Here is a 17,693-nt window from a genome sequence, read left to right as displayed (position 1 = left end):
GTCGTCCGTCTGATCACACGTGCTGTCCGATAGCGAGTGCGGCATTGCGGCACACAGCGGGCTCACAGGTGGGACACAACGCGCGCATACGACGGCGGCGCACGCTCGGGTCATGGCATCCGGTCCGACCGCCGGCCCGCGCCGGTGGCCCCGGCCCGGGCGGCTTTCCCTGCGCGCCAAGCTGACCGGCTCGATGGTGCTGCTGCTCACGTTCGTCTGCCTGGTGATCGGCGTGGCCAGCGAGATCGCGCTGCGCTCGTTCCTCACCCGCCAGATCGACGACCAGCTCTCGGCCGCGTCGTCCCGCGCCCAGGACTTCGCCAACCGGCCGCCGGAGGACGGGCTCGGTCCCAATCCGCTCAACGCGCCGGGCCAGGCCTCCGGGACGCTCAGCGTGCGGGTCTCCGGCGACCGCGTGCTCTACGCGGGAGTCCTTACCGTGCAAGGACTTCCCCAAGGATTGTCGGCCGAGCAGGAGGCCGGGCTGTTCTCGATCCCGGCGGACCGTCCGCCGATGACGCTGACGATCGGCGGGCTGGGTGACTACCGCGTGCAGGCCGCCTCGATCCCCGGCGGCGTGGTCGTCACCGGGCTCCCGCTCGGGCCGATGCAGGACACGCTGGCCACCGTCGGGTGGATCCTGTTCGGGGTCGCGGCGGCGGGGGTCACCGGCGCCGGGTTCCTCGGCGCGTTCGCCGTCCGGCGCACGTTGCGGCCGCTCGACCGGGTCGCGGCGACCGCGGGCCGGGTGTCGGCGATGCGGCTCGACCGCGGTCAGGTCGCGCTTTCCGTGCGGGTGCCCGAGATCGACACCGATCCGCGGACCGAGGTCGGCCAGGTCGGTTCCGCGCTGAACCTCATGCTCGGGCATATCGCGCGGGCGCTGGAAGCCCGGCAGGCCAGCGAGACCCGGGTCCGCCGGTTCGTCGCCGACGCGAGTCACGAACTCCGCACACCGCTCGCGGCGATCCGCGGGTACGCCGAACTCGCCGGCCGCGGCAGCGCGCTGGCGCCGCCGGAGGTCGCGCGTTCGCTGTCGCGGATCCAGTCCGAGGCGGCCCGGATGACGACGCTGGTCGAGGATCTCCTCCTGCTGGCGAGACTCGACGCCGGGCGCCCGCTCGAAGCGGGCGATGTCGACCTCACCAGGCTGGCCGCGGACGCCGTCGGCGACGCGCACGTCGCGGGTCCGGACCATCGCTGGGAACTCCGGCTCCCGCCCGTGCCCGTCCTCGTCCGCGGCGACGTCCAGCGCCTGCACCAGGTGCTGGCGAATCTGCTGTCCAACGCACGCACGCACACCCCGCCGGGCACCACGGTGATCACCGCGCTGACCCGCTCGCACGGCGGGGCCGCGGTGCTCACCGTCACCGACGACGGCCCCGGGATCGACCCGGAACTCCTGCCGAGCGTGTTCGAACGCTTCGCCCGCGGTGATTCCTCCCGGTCCCGGACCGCGGGCAGCACCGGGCTCGGGATGGCGATCGCATCGGCGATCGTCGTGGCCCATCACGGCACGATCGAGGTGCACAGCCGTCCGGGCCGCACCGAATTCGCCGTCCACCTTCCGGTGATCGGATCCTCACAGCGGGTGCACAGCTTCGGCACAACCACCCCCCAGGTCGGCCCCCGACGCTGAGGCCATGACCCTCCTCGCCTCCCGCGACGAAGCCGATCGGACCGCTCCCCCCGCCCGAGGCACGCCGGCCGATCCGCGCTGGGTCCGGCCGTCGCTGGCCGCGCTCCTGCTCGCGACCGCCGTGCTGTACCTGTGGAACCTCGGGGAATCCGGCTGGGCCAACGCCTTCTACTCGGCGGCCGCGCAGGCGGGATCGCTGAGCTGGAAGGCGTTGTTCTTCGGATCCAGCGACGCCGCGAACGCGATCACGGTCGACAAGACACCGGCCGCGCTGTGGGTGATGAGCCTTTCCGCGCGTCTGTTCGGCGTCGACGCCTGGAGCATCCTGGTGCCGCAGGCGTTGATGGGCGTCGGCTCGGTCGCGATGCTGTACGCCGCGGTGCGCCGGACGTCCGGCCCGGCCGCGGGACTGCTGGCGGGCACGGTCCTCGCGCTCACCCCGGCCGCCGCGCTGATGTTCCGCTTCAACAACCCCGACGCGTTGCTCGTCCTGCTCCTGACCGCGGGCGCGTACTGCGTCGTCCGCGCGCTGGAGAAGGCGAGCCCGCGCTGGCTGGCGCTGGCCGGAGTCGCCGTCGGTTTCGGTTTCCTCGCGAAGATGCTCCAGGCGTTCTTGGTGCTGCCCGCGTTCGGTCTCGCCTACCTGATCGCCGCCCCGACCTCGCTCGGCAAACGTCTGCTGCACCTACTCGGCGCTTTAAGCGCGACCTTCCTCGCGAGCGGGTGGTATCTCGCCGTCGTCGCGCTGTGGCCCGCCGCCGACCGGCCCTACATCGGTGGCTCGCAGGAGAACAGCCTGTGGGAGCTGGCTTTCGGCTACAACGGCTTCGGCCGCATCACCGGCGACGAGGTCGGCAGTGTCGGCGGGAATCTCAACGGCGGCTGGGGCGGCACGGGCTGGGACCGGCTGTTCGGCGAGGAGATGGCGGGCGGCATCGCCTGGCTCCTGCCCGCCGCCGCCGTCGCGCTGGCCGCCGGGCTGTGGTTCACGCGCCGTGCCCCGCGCACCGACCGCGGCCGGGCGGCGCTGATCGTCTGGGGCGGCTGGTTCCTCGTGACCGCCGTCGTGTTCAGCTACATGGGCGGCATCATCCACGCGTACTACATGATCGCGCTCGCCCCGGCGGTCGCCGCACTCGTCGGGATCGCGGGCACGCAATTGTGGCGCGCACGGGGGAATCCGGCCGCCGCGGGCACGTTGAGCGCGGGGATCGGGCTGACCGCGCTCACGGCGTATCTCCTGCTGTCACGGCAATCCGACTGGCTTCCCGGGCTCGCGATCGCCGTCCTCGTGGCCGGACTCCTGTGTGCCTTCCTGGTGTTCTTCGCCTCGCGTTTGCCTGCCGTGGCAAGGCGTCTGGTCGCCCTCGGCGCACTGGTCACGGTTCTCGCAGGCACCGGCGTGTACACGGTCGCGACCGCGGCCACACCGCATTCCGGCGCGCTTCCCTCCGCCGGGCCGGATACGGGCCGGGGCATGCGGATGGGCGGCGGCGGACTGCTCGGGACGAGCCTGCCCGGCGACGAACTGGCCGCGCTGATCCGGCAGGACAGCGCGAACTACACCTGGGCGGCGGCGACCGTCGGCTCCAACAACGCCGCGGGCTACCAGCTGGGCAGCGGCACGCCGGTGATGGCCGTCGGCGGGTTCAACGGCACGGATCCCGCCCCCACGCTCGAACAGTTCCAGGAGTACGTCCGAAAAGGACGGATACATTACTTCCTCGGCGAGGGCATGATGATGCGCGGGGAGACCGGCAGCGACGCCGCCGAGCGGATCGCCGCCTGGGTCGCGGACACCTACGAACCGACCACTGTGGACGGTGTCACCGTCTACGACCTGAGCCGGTGAATCCCGTGACAGGACACAGCGACAGCACAGCTCGGGCACAAGGCGACCTCAGCGCGATGGCCGAGATTGACGTCATGACAACCGCGATCCTCTCCGGCACCGAAACCGGCCGCCGCCCCGCCATCGCCCCGGACGGCTCCCCCGTGCTCGACGTCGTCATCCCGGTCTACAACGAGGAGGCCGACCTCGAACCGTGCATCCGGAGGCTGCACGCGCACCTCGTGGAGCAGTTCCCGTACCCGTTCCGGATCACCGTCGCCGACAACGCCAGCACCGACGGCACACTGCACGTCGCGGAACGGCTGAGCCGCGAGTTCGACGCCGTCGAAGTCCGGCACCTCGACGAAAAAGGCCGTGGCCGTGCGTTGCGTGCCGTTTGGTCCACTTCGGACGCTCCGGTGCTCGCGTACATGGACGTCGACCTCTCGACCGATCTGGCCGCGCTCGGGCCGCTCGTCGCGCCACTGCTGTCCGGCCACTCCGACCTCGCCATCGGCAGCAGGCTCGCCCGTGGCGCGCGGGTGGTGCGCGGACCGAAGCGGGAGTTCATTTCCCGGTGCTACAACCTGATCCTGCGCGGCACGCTGGCGGCGAGGTTCAGCGACGCGCAATGCGGGTTCAAGGCGATCCGCGCCGACGTCGCCGAACGGCTGCTCCCCCACATCCAGGACACCGGCTGGTTCTTCGACACCGAACTGCTCGTGCTGGCGCAGAAGGCGGGGCTGCGGATCCACGAGGTCCCGGTCGACTGGGTGGACGACCCTGACTCGTCGGTGAACATCATCGCCACCGCGACCGCCGACCTCAAAGGCATCGCACGGCTGACCAAAGCCACGATGACCGGCCGCATCCCGATCAGCGGCCTGCGCGAGCAGCTCGGCCGGGCGCCGATCCAGGTACAGGCGCCAGGAGTGGCGCCGAGCCTGGTGCGACAGCTGGTGCGGTTCGCCGCCGTCGGCGTCGCCAGCACCGTCGCCTACCTCGTGCTTTTCCTGCTGCTGCGGACGTTCACCGGCGCGCAGGCGGCGAACCTCGTCGCGCTGCTGGTGACGGCGATCGGCAACACCGCGCTCAACCGGCGCCTGACCTTCGGCATCCGCGGCAGGCAAGGCGCGGGGCTGCATCAATTCCAAGGCCTCATCGTGTTCGGGCTCGGGCTCGCGCTCACCAGTGGCGCGCTGGCGCTGCTGCACACGATGACCGCGCCGGGGCTGGCACTGGAGATCACCGCGCTCGTACTCGCGAACCTCGCGGCCACCGTCCTGCGTTTCCTGCTGCTGCGGGGCTGGGTGTTCCGCCGCCGCCCCGCCACCGAGATGGAGAGCTGAGCCATGACCACCGCACTCGCTTCCCGGGCAGAACCCGGCCACGTCGGGGAAACCGCCACGAAACCACCCGGCCGATGGGTCCGGCCCGCCGTGTTCGGGCTGCTCGCCGCCACCGCGCTGCTGTACTTCTGGAACCTGACCGCGTCCGGCTACGGCAACTCGTTCTACGCGGCGGCCGTGCAGTCGGGCACCCAGGACTGGAAGGCGTGGCTGTTCGGCTCCCTCGACGCGGGGAACGTCCTGACCGTCGACAAACCCCCGGCCGCGCTCTGGGTGACGACGGCGTTCGCCCGGATCTTCGGTTTCTCCAGCTTCACCGTGCTGGCGCCGCAAGCGCTGATGGGCGTGGCATCGGTCGGTTTGCTGTACCTGACGGTGAAGCGGACCTCCGGACCGATCGCCGGCCTGTTCGCCGGGGCGGCGCTCGCCGTCACGCCGGTCGCCGCGCTCATGTTCAAGTTCAACAACCCGGACGCGTTGCTGACGCTGCTCCTGATCGCCGGCGGGTACTGCACGATCCGCGCGATCGAAACGGCGAGCCCGCGCTGGCTGGCGCTGGCCGGGGTCGCCATCGGATTCGGCTTCCTGACCAAGATGATGCAGTCGTTCCTGGTGCTGCCCGCGTTCGGGCTCGCGTATCTGGTCGCGGCGCCGGCGTCGCTCGGCAAACGCCTGCTGCACCTCCTCGGCGCAGTGGTCGCGGTCGTCGTCTCGGCGGGCTGGTTCATCGCGCTGGTCGATCTGTGGCCGACCGATTCGCGGCCGTACATCGGCGGCTCGGACGGCGACAGCCTGCTCGAACTGGCCCTGGGCTACAACGGTCTCGGCCGGATCTTCGGCATGGGCGGCGGCGTGATGGTCGGCGGCCCCGGTGGCTCCGGCGGCGGGAACGTCGGCTTCGGCGGCGAGAGCGGCCTGACCCGGATGTTCGGCGCCAGCTTCGGCGGCGAGGTGTCGTGGCTGCTGCCCGCCGCGCTGATCGGGCTGGTCGCGGGACTGTGGTTCACCCGGCGGGCGGCCGGGACCGACCGGACGAGGGCCGCGTTGATCGTGTGGGGCGGCTGGATGCTCGTCACCTCGCTGGTGTTCAGCTTCATGAGCGGGATCGTGCACCCGTACTACGCCGTCGCGCTGGCGCCGTCGATCGCCGCGGTGGTGGCGATCTCCGGGACCTCGCTGTGGCGCGGCCGGGCGCACTTCGCGCCTCGGGTGTTCCTGTCCTTGATGATCGCGGCGAGCGCCGTGTGGGCGTACATCCTCCTGGACCGTGACGCGGACTGGCTGCCCGCGTTGCGCTGGATCGTCGTCGGCCTCGGCCTGGTGATCGCGACCGTCGTACTGGTGGGTGTCCCGCCGACGCGCAAACTCGCCGCCATTGTCGCGACGGTCTCCGTGCTGACGATCGGCCTCGGGACCACCGCGTACGGCATCGAGACCGCTTCGCAGTCGCATTCCGGCTCGATCCCGATCTCCGGCCCGGCCACCGGTGGCGAGCGCGGAATGGGCATGGGCATGGAAGAGGGGTCCTCGGCGGAGATCGGGGCCGTGCTCGCGGCGACCACGACGAAATGGGCGGCCGCGACGTCGAGTTCGCAGTCGGCGGCGAACCTGGAACTCGCGAGCGGGAAGTCGGTGATCGGCATCGGCGGTTGGAGTGGCGGGGATCCCGCACCGACCCTGGCCGAATTCCAGCGGTACGTGGCGAACGGCGACATCACTTATTACGTCGAAGGCGGCCGCGGCGGCGGGCCGGGCGGTGGTTCGAACGAGATCGCCGAATGGGTCGCCGAGAACTTCACCGCCACGACGGTCGGCGAGCAGACGGTGTACAACCTGCTCTCCTGAAATTGCGTCGACAAACCTCGGGGCGCACGGGAACCTGGACGGCGTGAATCGGCCGTACCGCTGGGATCTCGTGCGCCCCGACCAGCTCGGGACGCTACTGGAGCGCGCCGGGGAACCGTGGTTGTGGTTCCTGGACGAATTGATCGAATGCGCCGCGAAGGTGATCGCCCGGGCGGGAGACGCGGATCTCTACTTCGTCGGCCGCTCCGCGGACAGCGTGCACGATCTGCTGAGCGGAACCCCTTGGCGGGAACGGATCCACCAATTGCCGCTGTCGTTCGCGGGCGCCCGATCCGGACTGAGCGAGTCCGATGTGGACACTCTTCGCGGCTATCTCGCTTCGGCGGGCCTGAGTCCGCACGACCTGGCCCGCGGGCGGCCGAAGGTGTTCGTCGACCTCGTCCACTCAGGACAGACGTTCACCGAACTCTACGGACTGCTGCGAAAGTGGATCGACGACGAGCGCGAGGCGTGGAGCATCGTCCGCGGTCGGCTCCGGTTCCTCGGGATCACCGTCCGAGAGCGCACGACACCGTCGGCGTTCCGCTGGCAGCAGCACTTCGACTGGCCGGCCGACCTGCCCGCGAACGGCGTCCGGAACATTTCGCTCGCTTGGCCGGTTTGGCACTACTTCGGCGACCGGCAGGAGAAACTCACGGCGTCGTTCCCGCGGCCGCGCTGGTCGGACGAGAACGGCCGCGCGCCGGAGCATTCCGAGGACCGGCTGCGGGGCCTCGCCGAGGCGGTCGCGATCGTCGAGGCGGGGCGTTCGAAGGCGGGGCGGGACCTGCTCGTGCGGCATCTGCGGAAGGAACCGGCGATGGCGGAGAGCTGGCTGCGGACCCTGATCACCCGCCTGCGCTGACCACTCACGAGGCGGGACCGACAGCTGCCTTTCACCTACCCCTCAGGTCGCCCACAGGATTCGGGCGCACTCTGGAAGCAGGGCATCACCCAGGGGTGAGGAGTGGACGATGAGGGAGCTTCCGCACTGGCACACGGCGAGCGCGCGCGGACCGCGCGAGTACAACGCGGACGCCGTCGCGGCGTACGCGGCGGCGGGCGGCCGCGGGATCGTGTTCGCGCTGGCCGATGGAGTCGGAGATCACCCGAACGCCGCACAAGCGGCCCGGACAGCGGCATCGGCGGCGGCGCGGACACCGGTCGATCAGGGGGCGGTCGGGGCCGTTCTCGCTGCTCAGCGGGCCGTGCTCGCCCTCGGCGGGGCCGGTGACTGCGTCCTCGTCGTGGCCGTCCGGACCGGCGAAGGGTATGGCATCGCGTGGGTCGGGGACGCGCGGGCGTACGCTTGGGACGGTTACACCGTGCGGCAGGTGACGAAGGACCATACGCTCGCGCAGTACTTCCGCGACCACGACCAACCCGTGACACCGCGGATGGAACACGTCGTCACCACCAGCGTCCGCACGGCCGGTGCGCACGAGATCGGCACCGCCACCGTCACGACCGGCGGGCTTCTGCTCACCAGCGACGGTGTGCACAAGACGCTCAGTGGTCCGGCCATGCTCGACATCCTCGGGATGCCGGACGGGGCGGCCGCGGAGCTGGTGCGGACGGCGATCTCGCTCGGTGGCTCCGACAACGCCACCGCGATCGTGGTGGATCCGCCCGGCGCGGACGTCACCACGGAAAAGTTTCGCGTCGCGGCCTGAACCGGGCGGTCAGGCCGCGACGCGATCCCTCTTCAGCTGACGGTATTCACGCAGCACCAGCACGACGATCAGGACGTCGAGGGCGGCGAAGAACGGCAGCGCGAGCGAGTGCGTGTGGATCGCGCGGAAGATCTCGTAGACCACGAACGCCGAGAGCACCACGGCGGCCACGGGGTAGGCCCGCATCACCTTCTTCGCGAGCGCCCACACCAGGCCGAGCTTGATGAGGCCGTGCGCGACGAGGTACACGACGGCGAACGTCCGGCCCTCGGCGAAATGGCCGGCGGCGAGTTCGAGGTGCCGGGCCAGCGTCCCCTCGGGGTCGCCGAGCAGGTCACGGGTGACCACGGCGTGCGCGAAACCGGAGATGACCGTCGCCGGCACGATCATCAGCACCAGCCCGCCCACCAGCTGCAACGCGCCGTCGAGTCCCTTCAGGGTGATGGCGATCCGGAACAGCTTCTCGGTGCTCATGTCACCTCACCCTGCCGCACCGGGCCGCCGTCCGCAGCCACCGTCACCGGAACAGGCGGTCCCGGCAGGTCGGGCATCGTTCGTGCCGGGCGGTCCGGCCGGAGGCGTCCCTGCCGTAGAACGGAAAGCACGGCGCCCCGCAGACGGCGAGATAGATCCGCCCGCACCGCAGCGGCCGCTCGCCGACGTGATGGGCCACCATCAGCGCACGATGGCGCTCGCCCGCTTCGGGCAGCCAGCCGTCGTCGGGCAGCTTCGCGAGCACGTCCGCGTCGACGTCGTCCGATCGGGCGAGCAGCGCCGTGCCGAGGTCGGTCAGCCGCTCCCCGAGATCACGAAGGACGTCGGCGCGCGGCGCGTCGTCCTCGACCATCCGGGTGACGAAGGTGATGTCGGTGCCCAGGGAGCCGTGGAGATCCCGGAGCCGGTCGATGAGACGGTGATCCATGCCCTCCCATTAAGGCGTTGCGCCCGGGCAAGGAAAGGGTCACGAGGCGTAGGTGACCCGGCCGTTCATGACGGTGGCGGTGACGGGGATGTCCCGCAGCCCGGCCGGGGACAGGCGCACCGGATCCACCGCGGTGACGACCAGATCCGCGACGTCGCCCACGGCCACCCCGGTCCGGCCGCCGGACGACGCCGCGAGCGCGGCCTCCAGCGGCATGGCCTGCTCGGGGTGCCACGCCGGACGGTCGTCGTCGGTGCGGCTGACCGCCGACGCGATCGCGTCCCACGGGTCCAGCGGCGCGACCGGCGCGTCCGAGCCGAACTCCAGGCGCACCCCGGCGCGGTACAGGGCGCCGTACGGGAACGCCCGATCGGTCCAGCCGTGCCAGTGCCGTTCGGCGACGTCGCGGTCGTCCGGCTGATGGGCTGGCTGCACGCTCGCCACGACCCCCAGCTCGGCGAAGCGGGCGACGTCCTCGGAACGCAGCAGTTGCGCGTGCTCGATCCGGCCGGCGCAGCCGACGTTCGCGAACGCGTCGAGCGCGATCTTGTTGGCGTGATCGCCGATCGCGTGCACCGCGGGTGAGAGACCGTGCTCGGAAGCCTTGCGCATCAACGGCTCCAGCTCTTCGGGCGGCAATTCGAGCAGGCCGTGGGACTCGGTCCCGGCGTAGTGGCCCACGCAGTACGCGGTGCGCGTGTTCAGCGAACCGTCGACGAACAGCTTGAACGGGCCCACCGTGAGCAGCCCGCCGCTGCCCTCCAGGACGTCGCCGGAGCGGTGGCCGCGTTCGATGGCCGTGTCGAGCAGGTACTTCGCGATCACGCAGGAAACCCGGACCGGCAGCGGTTTCCGCGCCAGCCGTCGCCGCCAGTCGGTGACGGTGTCGGCGTATTCGTAGTCGACGATCTTGGTGACGCCGCGGGCGGCGGCCGCGTCGAGGGCGTCGGCGACCCAGCCGTCGACGACGTCGTCGGGGGCGACCGGGAGTTCGGCGGTCGCGCTCATGCAGTCGTTCTCCAGCAGCACCCCGGTGGGATGCTCGCGGCCGATGAGCTTCAGCGCGGCGGGGCTGAGCCACAGCGTGTGGAGGTCTGCGCTGAAGAGCGCGACCGGATGCCCGGGCAGCGCCTTCTGCAGCAGATCCTTGTGCGGGGCGTCGGGCCAGAGGCCGTCGCGGAACCCGGCGCCGAGCACGAGTTCGCCGGGCGGCGCGGGATTCGCCAGCAGATGGGCGAGCACGAGCTCGACCGTGTGCGCGGCGGAGGTTGCTTCCCCCAATGGGATCCGGCGGCGCGCGGCGGACCACTGCGCGGTGTGCACATGCGTGTCGACCAGCCCGGGCAGCAGGGTGCCGCCGTGCCCGTCCAGGATCTCCGACGCCTCACCCGCCTGCCCCGGGCCCGCGATGGCGGCGATCCGGCCGCCCTCGATCCGCACGTCCGACAGGGAACCCGCCAGGCCGACCCGGACCCGGCGCAACAGAAGATCGTCCACGCCCTCACCTTGCCAGCCCGGCCGCGTTTAGTCCTCTGAATGCGGTCCTTGCGCGCGCAACGATCGCATTCAGAGGACGAAATGCGGGAGGGGGTCAGGAGCGGGCGAAGGTGAGCTTTCCGAGCGCGGCGACCAAAGGCGCGAGTTCGGGGAGTTCCTCGGCGGCGGCGAGTGCCTCGGTGAGGACGGTGTCGTGCGTCGGCCGCGCGGCCGCGAGCAGTTCCTGTCCCGACGGCGTGACCTCCGTGTAGATCCCCCGCCGGTCGTCCGGGCACAGGTACCGCTGCAGCAGCCCCCGGTCCTCCAGCCGCGACACCAGCCGCGTCGTCGCCGACTGGCTGAGCACGACGGCGTTCGACAGCTGATTCATCCGCAGGTGGAAACCGTCCTGACGGGCGAGCACGTCCAGCACGGTGTACTCGCTCACGGACAGCGAGTGCTGCTGCGCCAGCGCGCGCTCGAGCGCGTCCTCGATCCGCGCGTGCAGCGCGGCGAGGGTCCGCCAGCCCTGCGCGCGTGCCTCCACGGCGTCGTCGGCCAGTGACACGGTTCACCTCTTCCCCGGTTGCCCGAGCTTCGTTGCGTCATGCATCATCAAGCGTGTGCAATATACGGCGCGTGCAACTATTTCAGACGCCCGTAGTTGCCAACGCCAGCCATCACCACTCTACGGGAAGAAGTGAGCCTCCAATGCCTGCCGCTCTGCTCGCACTGGCGATCAGTGCCTTCGGTATCGGCACCACCGAGTTCGTGATCATGGGGCTGCTGCCCGAGGTCGCGGGCGACTTCGGCGTCTCGATCCCCTCCGCCGGGCTGCTGATCTCCGGCTACGCGCTCGGCGTCGTGGTCGGCGCCCCGCTGCTGACCGCGCTCGCGTCGCGGGTGCCGCGCAAGACGGTCCTGGTCGGCCTGATGGTCCTGTTCATCGCCGGCAACGTCGTGTCCGCGCTGGCCCCCACCTACGGCCTGCTGATGACCGGCCGGGTGGTCGCCGCGCTGTCGCACGGCGCGTTCTTCGGCGTCGGCGCGGTCGTCGCCGCCTCCCTGGTCGCGCCGACCAAGCAGGCGGGCGCCATCGCGATGATGTTCACCGGCCTGACCGTCGCCAACGTCCTCGGCGTCCCCGCCGGGACCGCGCTCGGCCAGGCACTGGGCTGGCGCTCGACGTTCTGGGCGGTCAGCGCGCTCGGCGTGATCGGCCTGATCGGGATCCTCGCGCTGGTCCCCGTCCAGGCGACGACGCAGAGCGCCGGGCTGCGCAGCGAACTGGCCGTGTTCCGGCGCCCGCAGGTGTGGCTCGCGCTGGCGATGACCGCGCTCGGCTTCGCCGGGGTGTTCGCGTCCTTCACCTACATCGCCCCGATGATGACCGAGGTCGCCGGCTTCTCCCCCGGCGCGGTGACCTGGCTGCTGGTGCTGTTCGGCGGCGGCCTGTTCGTCGGCAACCTGCTCGGCGGCAAGGCGGCCGACCGGTCGCTGATGCCCAGCCTGTACGTCATCCTCGCCGTGCTCGCGGCCGTCCTGGTCGTGTTCGTCTTCACCGCGCACGCCCAGCTCCCCGCCGCGATCACCATCGCGGTCTTCGGCGCCGCCGGTTTCGCGACCGTCGCGCCGCTGCAGGCCCGTGTCATGAACAAGGCCGAAGGCGCGCCCGCGCTGGCTTCGGCGGCCAACATCGCCGCGTTCAACCTCGGCAACGCCGGGGGCGCGTGGCTCGGCGGCAAAGCCATCGACGCCGGTCTCGGCTACACCGCGCCCAACTGGATCGGCGCCGGGCTCGCGCTCGCCGGACTGCTGGTCGCGGTCATCTCAGGCATGCTCGACCACGGGCGGCGAAAGGCTCATCGCGCCGAACTGGCCCCCGCCGCCTGAACCGGAAACACCCATGAAAGGAACACAAGTGACCGACATTCCCACCGTCAAGCTCAACAACGGGGTGGAGATGCCGCAGCTCGGGTTCGGCGTCTTCCAGGTGCCGGACGAGGAGACCACCGCCGCGGTCAAGGCCGCGCTGGACGCGGGCTATCGCAGCATCGACACCGCCGCCATCTACGGCAACGAAGCGGGCGTCGGCAAGGCACTCGCGGAGTCCGGGATCGCCCGCGACGAGCTGTTCATCACCACCAAGCTGTGGAACAGCGAACAGGGCTACGACGCCACGCTGAAGGCGTTCGACGCCAGCCTGGCCAAGCTGGGCCTGGAGCAGCTGGACCTGTACCTCATCCACTGGCCGACGCCCGAGCGCGATCTCTACCGCGACACGTGGAAGGCCTTCGAGAAGCTCTATGCCGACGGCCGGGTGCGCGCGATCGGCGTGTCCAACTTCCAGCCCGCGCATCTCGAACGGCTGGCCGACGCCGGTTCCGTGACCCCGGCGGTCAACCAGGTCGAGGTGCACCCGTACCTGCAGCAGGCCGAGGTGCGCGAATACGACGCGAAGCACGGCATCGCGACCGAGGCGTGGAGCCCGCTGGCCAAGGGCGGCGACCTGCTCGGTGAGGACGCGGTCAAGGCGCTGGCGTCGAAGCACGGCCGCACGCCGGCGCAGATCGTGCTGCGGTGGCATCTGCAGCTGGGCAACGTCGTGATCCCGAAGTCCGTGACCCCGTCGCGGATCAAGGAGAACCTCGACGTCTTCGGCTTCACGCTGTCGGAGGAGGACATCGCTTCGCTGTCGGTGCTGGACCGGGGCGAGCGGACCGGGCCGGATCCCGACACCTTCAACGTCGCCTAGTCACAAGTCCGTGAAGGCCTCCTTGAGGGACTCTGGGTCTCTCAAGGAGGCCTTCACGGACTTTCCCAGGTAGCGGGCGTAGCGCTTTGTTTTCGCACGAGCCCGCTGCGTAGCCGGTTACTATTCGGCCGCACAGACGGCACTTGTGCGAAAAGAGGTAACCGACGATGCAGGCCCGAGGACGCGCCGTCCTCGCGACACTTCTGCTCGTGGCGTTCCCGGTGGTGGTCGTCGCGGTGGGTGTCGCCAGTGTGCTGGCGGGCCTGCGGATCCAGGGCAAGATCGGCACCTACGTCATGTTCGGCGGGCTGGCGATCATGGTCGCGCTCGCCTTCGGGCTGCTGAGCGCCTTGCGGGCGCGGCGTCCCCCGATCGAGGGGCCGCGGCTGGACCGCGACGCCCATCCCGCGTTGTGGGAGATGATCGACGACCTCGCCGCGCAGGTGAAGACGCGGCCGCCGGACGAGATCGTGCTGATCGGCGAGATCAACGCGGCGGTCAGCGAGGACGCCCGGTTCCTCGGTCTGCGGCCGGGCCGCCGCACGATGCTGATCGGGTTGCCGCTGCTGGCGGCGATGAGCGTCAGTGAGCTTCGGTCCGTCCTCGCGCACGAACTCGGCCACTACAGCGGCGGCCACACCCGCCTGCTCGCGCTGACCTATCGCGGCACCCAGACCCTCGCCTTCACCGTCGACAGGCTGGACGGCGGCCCCGCCAGGGCCTTGCTCTCCGCCTACTCGAAGCTGTACCTCCTGGTCGCGCGGTCGGCGAACCGGCGGCAGGAACTGCAGGCCGACGAGGCGTCCGTACTCGCCGCGGGCAGCCGGACGGCGGCCGCGGCACTGCGGAAGGCCGCGACGCTGAGCCCGCTGTGGAAGGACTACTCCGAGCGCTATCTCTCGCTCGGCGCGGCGGCGCGGCGCACTCCCCCGGTGCTGCTGGGGTTCCGGTCGTACCTCAACCACCCCGTCCAGCGGGACTGGGTGGCCGAGTACGCCGAAGACGTCATCGACGGCGAAGAGCTCTCGAAGTACGACAGCCACCCGCCCACGAAGCGGCGTATCGCCGCACTGGCGGGAGTCCCGGACAACCCGGTGAAGCCGGACGCGCGACCGGGCTGGTCGCTGCTGGGCGCGCCGAAGATCGACGTGCCGGAGGCGGAACTCGACGTGCTGATCCGCGACGTCGGGCCGCGCGCGGACTGGGACGAGGTCGTCAAACGCGCGGGCCGGGCGTCGGTGGCGGAAGGCGCGCGGCTGCTGACCGCGGCCGGGATCGAGAGCAGGCTGGCACCGCGCGGCACGATCGGCGAGGTCGTGCGGGTCCTGCGTGACGGCGACGCCGACGCGCTCGCGAAACCCCTGCGGGCCCCGTCGCGCGAAGAGGGCCTGGAACTGCTGACCGAGCTGTTCGCCGACACCGTCACCGCCGCGATGATCGACAACGGCGTCGCCGCGCACCGCCTGAACTGGGGCGGCGGCTGGGAACTGTGCCTCGGCGACGGCGAGCCGTTCGACGTCGCCGAACTCGTCGGCGCGGCGGTGCGCAGCCCGCGCGCGGTCGACGAACTGGTCCACAACCTGCAACTGCTGAACGTGCCCGCCGCCTACTTCTGCAAACAGGAACCCCAGCCGGAACCGGATCCCGCCGAAGCCCGCATGCTCGGGCTGTTCACCGCGTTGAAGGCCAAACGGAAGCTCTACGACCTGATCGTCTGCGACACCGAAGTGGTGCTGCTGCCGATGGCGCGTTCGGTGCTGATCCGCCGGGGCCTCGCCGGCCTGATCGGGGCGCGCGGGGTGTCGGACCGCAAGCGGATCCGGAAGCTGCGCGAGCGCGGCCTCGACGATCTGCGCGCGGAACCGGGCGCCCGGCGGATCCCGTTGTCGGACATCGTCGCGGGCGGTTTCCCGCGCCGGAAGCTGACCACGTACCTGACGCTGGAGCTGTCCGACGGCGAGACGCTGGAACTGGCGATCACCGGCAACACCGAGGATTTCGGTGCCGCCCACGACGAACTGACGGCGTTCTTCGGCTCGCTGAAAGCCTGACGCCGTTAAGGCTTGATCCCCACTCCACCGAGACTCAGGTGGTTCAGCTCCGTCAGCGGAGCGAGACGCGGCCCCTCCGGCCACCACTCGTGCAGGTGCACCACACCGGGCTCGAGGATCTCCAGCCCGTCGAACAGCGACTCGATCTCGTCGCGCCCGCGATGCACCGTGCGGTGTCCGGTGCCGGCCATCAAGTCGTCGAGCTTCCGGGCGAGCGCGCCACGCGAGCCTTCGCCGGGCGTGAAGTCGTGCGTGATCAGCACGTAGGACCCCGGCGCGATCGCGTCGACGTAGGCGCGCACGACGGCCCGCGCCTTGTCGAGGTCTTCGATGTGGTGCAGCACCGAGTTCAGGATCACCGCGACCGGGCGGTCGAGTTCGATGTGCTCGGTGACCACCGGATCGGCGAGGGTCTGCGCGGGATCGGTCAGATCCGCGCCGCTCACGTGGACGAGGTGGTCCTCCAGCAGCGCCAGGCCGTGCGCCTGGACGACTGGGTCGTGATCGACGTAGACGACCAGCGCGTCCGGGTTGTACCGCTGCGCCGCCTGGTGGGTGTTCTCCGCGGTGGGCAGCCCGGAGCCCAGATCGAGGAACTGGTCGATACCGCGGGCGTCGGCGAGGAAGCGGACCACCCGGTTCGCCCAGGCGCGGAACTCCTTGGCCATCGCGGCGGCGTCGGGGGCGAGGGCGAGCAGGTCTTCGACGGCGCGCCTGTCGACCTCGTAGTGGTCGTGCCCGCCGAGCAGGACGTCCTTCATCCGGGCGAGATTGGGCTTGCTGTAGTCGAGGGGGAGCGGGCGCCTCGGCACAGACCGGACCTCGTCCGAAGTCATGGACACGTTCCACCCTTCAGCCGCGCACAGGCCACGCGAACGTGCCCGCGGCTCCCTCGACATCGACGGACCGTACACAGATTACGACATGGCGTGCACCCCCGTGAACCTCCCCAAGGGCCTTGGCCACCTGCGACGATCACCCGAAGCCGAGTTCGCGCCAGGTGCGTCCGCCGTCGGTGGTGCGGTACACGGCGGACCCGCCATCGGCGTCCGGCAGGCCGTCCACGACCACGCCGACCCGTTCGTCCGGGAAGTCCAGATCGTTGAGGCAGACCCCGCGGCCGCTGAGCACGGTCGTCGTCCAGGTCGTCCCGCCGTCGGCGGTGCTGTGCAGGAAGCCGGTGCCGCCGCCTTCCGCCGCGACGGTCGCCGCCGTGGGCGAAGCGGCGCTGAAACTCTGGTTGATGCCGAGGGTCGGCGCCTGCGCCGTCCCGGTGAAGTGCCCGCCGAGTTTCGGCGCGCGCCACAGCCGCCGGACGGTCGCGCCCGGCTGCGGTGTCCCCGGTCCCCCGCTGCACAGCGCGAGCACCTGTCCCCGCCGTACTCCGCTCAGCGAAGCCGAACTGTCCGCCGGGCAGGGCGGCGGCGCGGTCGCGAAGGTCAATCCGTCGGAAGACGTCCAGTACTTCTGGACGCGGTAGTCCGCCCCCATCGACACCTGGACCCCGCCGCTCGTGGCGATGTCGCCGTAGGTCGTGGAGCCGGTGACGGTGAATCCCGGGACCGGCAGGAGAAGCCGCGTGCCGGAGATCCCGGCGTACAGCGTCGTCGTCGACGGGCTGCCGAAACCGGTGACCATCGCGAACACCCGAGGGCCCGCTTCGGTGATCTTCGAAATATAGAAGGGTTCCCGGACCCCGGCGAGCCTGACCGCGGACCAGTTGCCGCCACCGTCGTGGCTGGCGAGCAGCCGGGTGCCGTCGGAAAGGAAGACGTCGCGCTCGTCGATCACCGTGAGCTTGACCTGATTGTGGTTGTCCGGCAACGAGATCGGCGGTTCGCCCGCGCGCCGCCACCGCTTCCCGCCGTCGGTCGTCGACAGCAGGGTCGCGCACCATCCCGGTTTCCCGCACGGCGAGAACCCGAGGACGAATCCGCGCGACGGCCCGGTCCAGCTCGTCGACGCGGGAGCGAAACCCCGGGGCACCAGCGGATCGGCGACGGCGGGCGGGGTGAAGACGGCCAGGGCGGTCAGTGCGGCGGCGGCGAGCGCGGCCCACCGGTTCGGCTTCATGACCACGAGACGTACGGCCCCCGCCGGGGTTGCCCGCTGTTCGGGGTGAACCCGCGGATCGTCTCCGGTAGGCTCCCCA

At 70.8% G+C, this 17,693-nt stretch carries 15 protein-coding genes; 9 read left to right on the top strand and 6 right to left on the bottom strand.

The window, feature by feature from the left end; genetic code table 11:
* Nucleotides 1-112: 112 nt before the first annotated feature.
* The 6 genes from AB8M46_RS38570 to AB8M46_RS38545 all read left to right on the top strand — a co-directional run bounded on the left by AB8M46_RS38570 (nucleotide 113) and on the right by AB8M46_RS38545 (nucleotide 8,337).
* Nucleotides 113-1,639 (top strand): sensor histidine kinase, encoded by a 1,527-nt coding sequence (locus AB8M46_RS38570; protein WP_394363383.1) that lies wholly within the window; start codon nucleotides 113-115, stop codon nucleotides 1,637-1,639.
* 4 nt (nucleotides 1,640-1,643) lie between these two features.
* Nucleotides 1,644-3,491, top strand: a complete 1,848-nt coding sequence (locus AB8M46_RS38565; protein ID WP_394363382.1) for an ArnT family glycosyltransferase — start codon at nucleotides 1,644-1,646, stop codon at nucleotides 3,489-3,491.
* A 74-nt stretch (nucleotides 3,492-3,565) separates the two neighbouring features.
* Entirely contained in the window at nucleotides 3,566-4,819 is a 1,254-nt protein-coding gene (locus AB8M46_RS38560; RefSeq protein WP_394363381.1) for a glycosyltransferase, read from the top strand.
* A gap of 3 nt (nucleotides 4,820-4,822) precedes the next feature.
* The gene (locus AB8M46_RS38555) at nucleotides 4,823-6,664 is read left to right on the top strand and encodes an ArnT family glycosyltransferase (RefSeq protein WP_394363380.1); all 1,842 of its coding nucleotides are present in this window, start codon (nucleotides 4,823-4,825) and stop codon (nucleotides 6,662-6,664) included.
* Nucleotides 6,665-6,707: 43 nt separating this feature from the next.
* Nucleotides 6,708-7,529 carry a hypothetical protein gene (locus AB8M46_RS38550; protein ID WP_394363379.1) on the top strand — a complete coding sequence of 274 codons (822 nt, stop codon included), beginning with the start codon at nucleotides 6,708-6,710 and terminating at the stop codon, nucleotides 7,527-7,529.
* A gap of 109 nt (nucleotides 7,530-7,638) precedes the next feature.
* The gene (locus AB8M46_RS38545; RefSeq protein ID WP_394363378.1) at nucleotides 7,639-8,337 is read left to right on the top strand and encodes a PP2C family protein-serine/threonine phosphatase; all 699 of its coding nucleotides are present in this window, start codon (nucleotides 7,639-7,641) and stop codon (nucleotides 8,335-8,337) included.
* A gap of 9 nt (nucleotides 8,338-8,346) precedes the next feature.
* Here AB8M46_RS38545 and AB8M46_RS38540 read toward each other — a convergent pair whose 3' ends face one another.
* The 4 genes from AB8M46_RS38540 to AB8M46_RS38525 form a co-directional block, all read right to left on the bottom strand.
* Complete coding sequence (locus AB8M46_RS38540) at nucleotides 8,347-8,811, bottom strand: DUF2127 domain-containing protein (RefSeq protein WP_037347589.1); 465 nt, start codon at nucleotides 8,809-8,811, stop codon at nucleotides 8,347-8,349.
* 43 nt (nucleotides 8,812-8,854) lie between these two features.
* Nucleotides 8,855-9,259 (bottom strand): hypothetical protein, encoded by a 405-nt coding sequence (locus AB8M46_RS38535; RefSeq protein ID WP_037347593.1) that lies wholly within the window; start codon nucleotides 9,257-9,259, stop codon nucleotides 8,855-8,857.
* Between the two features lie 39 nt (nucleotides 9,260-9,298).
* Complete coding sequence (locus tag AB8M46_RS38530) at nucleotides 9,299-10,756, bottom strand: amidohydrolase (RefSeq protein ID WP_378429434.1); 1,458 nt, start codon at nucleotides 10,754-10,756, stop codon at nucleotides 9,299-9,301.
* A 94-nt stretch (nucleotides 10,757-10,850) separates the two neighbouring features.
* Nucleotides 10,851-11,303: a MarR family winged helix-turn-helix transcriptional regulator gene (locus AB8M46_RS38525; RefSeq protein WP_037347597.1), complete on the bottom strand. Its 453-nt coding sequence runs from the start codon at nucleotides 11,301-11,303 to the stop codon at nucleotides 10,851-10,853.
* Between the two features lie 143 nt (nucleotides 11,304-11,446).
* On the opposite strand from AB8M46_RS38525, the gene AB8M46_RS38520 reads away from it, so the two are divergent.
* From AB8M46_RS38520 to AB8M46_RS38510, 3 genes are all read left to right on the top strand, one after another.
* Nucleotides 11,447-12,628, top strand: a complete 1,182-nt coding sequence (locus AB8M46_RS38520) for an MFS transporter (protein ID WP_394363377.1) — start codon at nucleotides 11,447-11,449, stop codon at nucleotides 12,626-12,628.
* A 28-nt stretch (nucleotides 12,629-12,656) separates the two neighbouring features.
* Nucleotides 12,657-13,490: an aldo/keto reductase gene (locus AB8M46_RS38515; RefSeq protein ID WP_037347599.1), complete on the top strand. Its 834-nt coding sequence runs from the start codon at nucleotides 12,657-12,659 to the stop codon at nucleotides 13,488-13,490.
* Between the two features lie 167 nt (nucleotides 13,491-13,657).
* Nucleotides 13,658-15,541 (top strand): M48 family metalloprotease, encoded by a 1,884-nt coding sequence (locus tag AB8M46_RS38510; protein ID WP_037347600.1) that lies wholly within the window; start codon nucleotides 13,658-13,660, stop codon nucleotides 15,539-15,541.
* A 5-nt stretch (nucleotides 15,542-15,546) separates the two neighbouring features.
* Here the strand turns inward: AB8M46_RS38510 and AB8M46_RS38505 are convergent, their stop codons facing one another.
* Together AB8M46_RS38505 and AB8M46_RS38500 are read right to left on the bottom strand one after the other, a co-directional pair.
* The gene (locus AB8M46_RS38505) at nucleotides 15,547-16,377 is read right to left on the bottom strand and encodes an SAM-dependent methyltransferase (RefSeq protein WP_037347601.1); all 831 of its coding nucleotides are present in this window, start codon (nucleotides 16,375-16,377) and stop codon (nucleotides 15,547-15,549) included.
* A 139-nt stretch (nucleotides 16,378-16,516) separates the two neighbouring features.
* Entirely contained in the window at nucleotides 16,517-17,614 is a 1,098-nt protein-coding gene (locus tag AB8M46_RS38500; protein ID WP_394363376.1) for a hypothetical protein, read from the bottom strand.
* Nucleotides 17,615-17,693: the final 79 nt, after the last annotated feature.

Origin of the sequence: Amycolatopsis sp. SB7-3 (assembly GCF_041021335.1) — a bacterium.
In the GTDB taxonomy this organism is placed as follows: domain Bacteria; phylum Actinomycetota; class Actinomycetes; order Mycobacteriales; family Pseudonocardiaceae; genus Amycolatopsis; species Amycolatopsis japonica.
Note: the sequence above shows the minus strand (reverse complement) of the source record. Positions and strands in the feature narration are given on the sequence as shown.

Bases quoted from the DNA above. Each gene is read 5' to 3' on its own strand.
- AB8M46_RS38505 (WP_037347601.1), bottom strand. From the start codon at position 16,377: ATGACTTCGGACGAGGTCCGGTCTGTGCCGAGGCGCCCGCTCCCCCTC.
- AB8M46_RS38555 (WP_394363380.1), top strand. From the start codon at position 4,823: ATGACCACCGCACTCGCTTCCCGGGCAGAACCCGGCCACGTCGGGGAA.
- AB8M46_RS38535 (WP_037347593.1), bottom strand. From the start codon at position 9,259: ATGGATCACCGTCTCATCGACCGGCTCCGGGATCTCCACGGCTCCCTG.
- AB8M46_RS38560 (WP_394363381.1), top strand. From the start codon at position 3,566: ATGACAACCGCGATCCTCTCCGGCACCGAAACCGGCCGCCGCCCCGCC.
- AB8M46_RS38500 (WP_394363376.1), bottom strand. From the start codon at position 17,614: ATGAAGCCGAACCGGTGGGCCGCGCTCGCCGCCGCCGCACTGACCGCC.
- AB8M46_RS38570 (WP_394363383.1), top strand. From the start codon at position 113: ATGGCATCCGGTCCGACCGCCGGCCCGCGCCGGTGGCCCCGGCCCGGG.
- AB8M46_RS38540 (WP_037347589.1), bottom strand. From the start codon at position 8,811: ATGAGCACCGAGAAGCTGTTCCGGATCGCCATCACCCTGAAGGGACTC.
- AB8M46_RS38520 (WP_394363377.1), top strand. From the start codon at position 11,447: ATGCCTGCCGCTCTGCTCGCACTGGCGATCAGTGCCTTCGGTATCGGC.
- AB8M46_RS38565 (WP_394363382.1), top strand. From the start codon at position 1,644: ATGACCCTCCTCGCCTCCCGCGACGAAGCCGATCGGACCGCTCCCCCC.
- AB8M46_RS38545 (WP_394363378.1), top strand. From the start codon at position 7,639: ATGAGGGAGCTTCCGCACTGGCACACGGCGAGCGCGCGCGGACCGCGC.
- AB8M46_RS38510 (WP_037347600.1), top strand. From the start codon at position 13,658: ATGCAGGCCCGAGGACGCGCCGTCCTCGCGACACTTCTGCTCGTGGCG.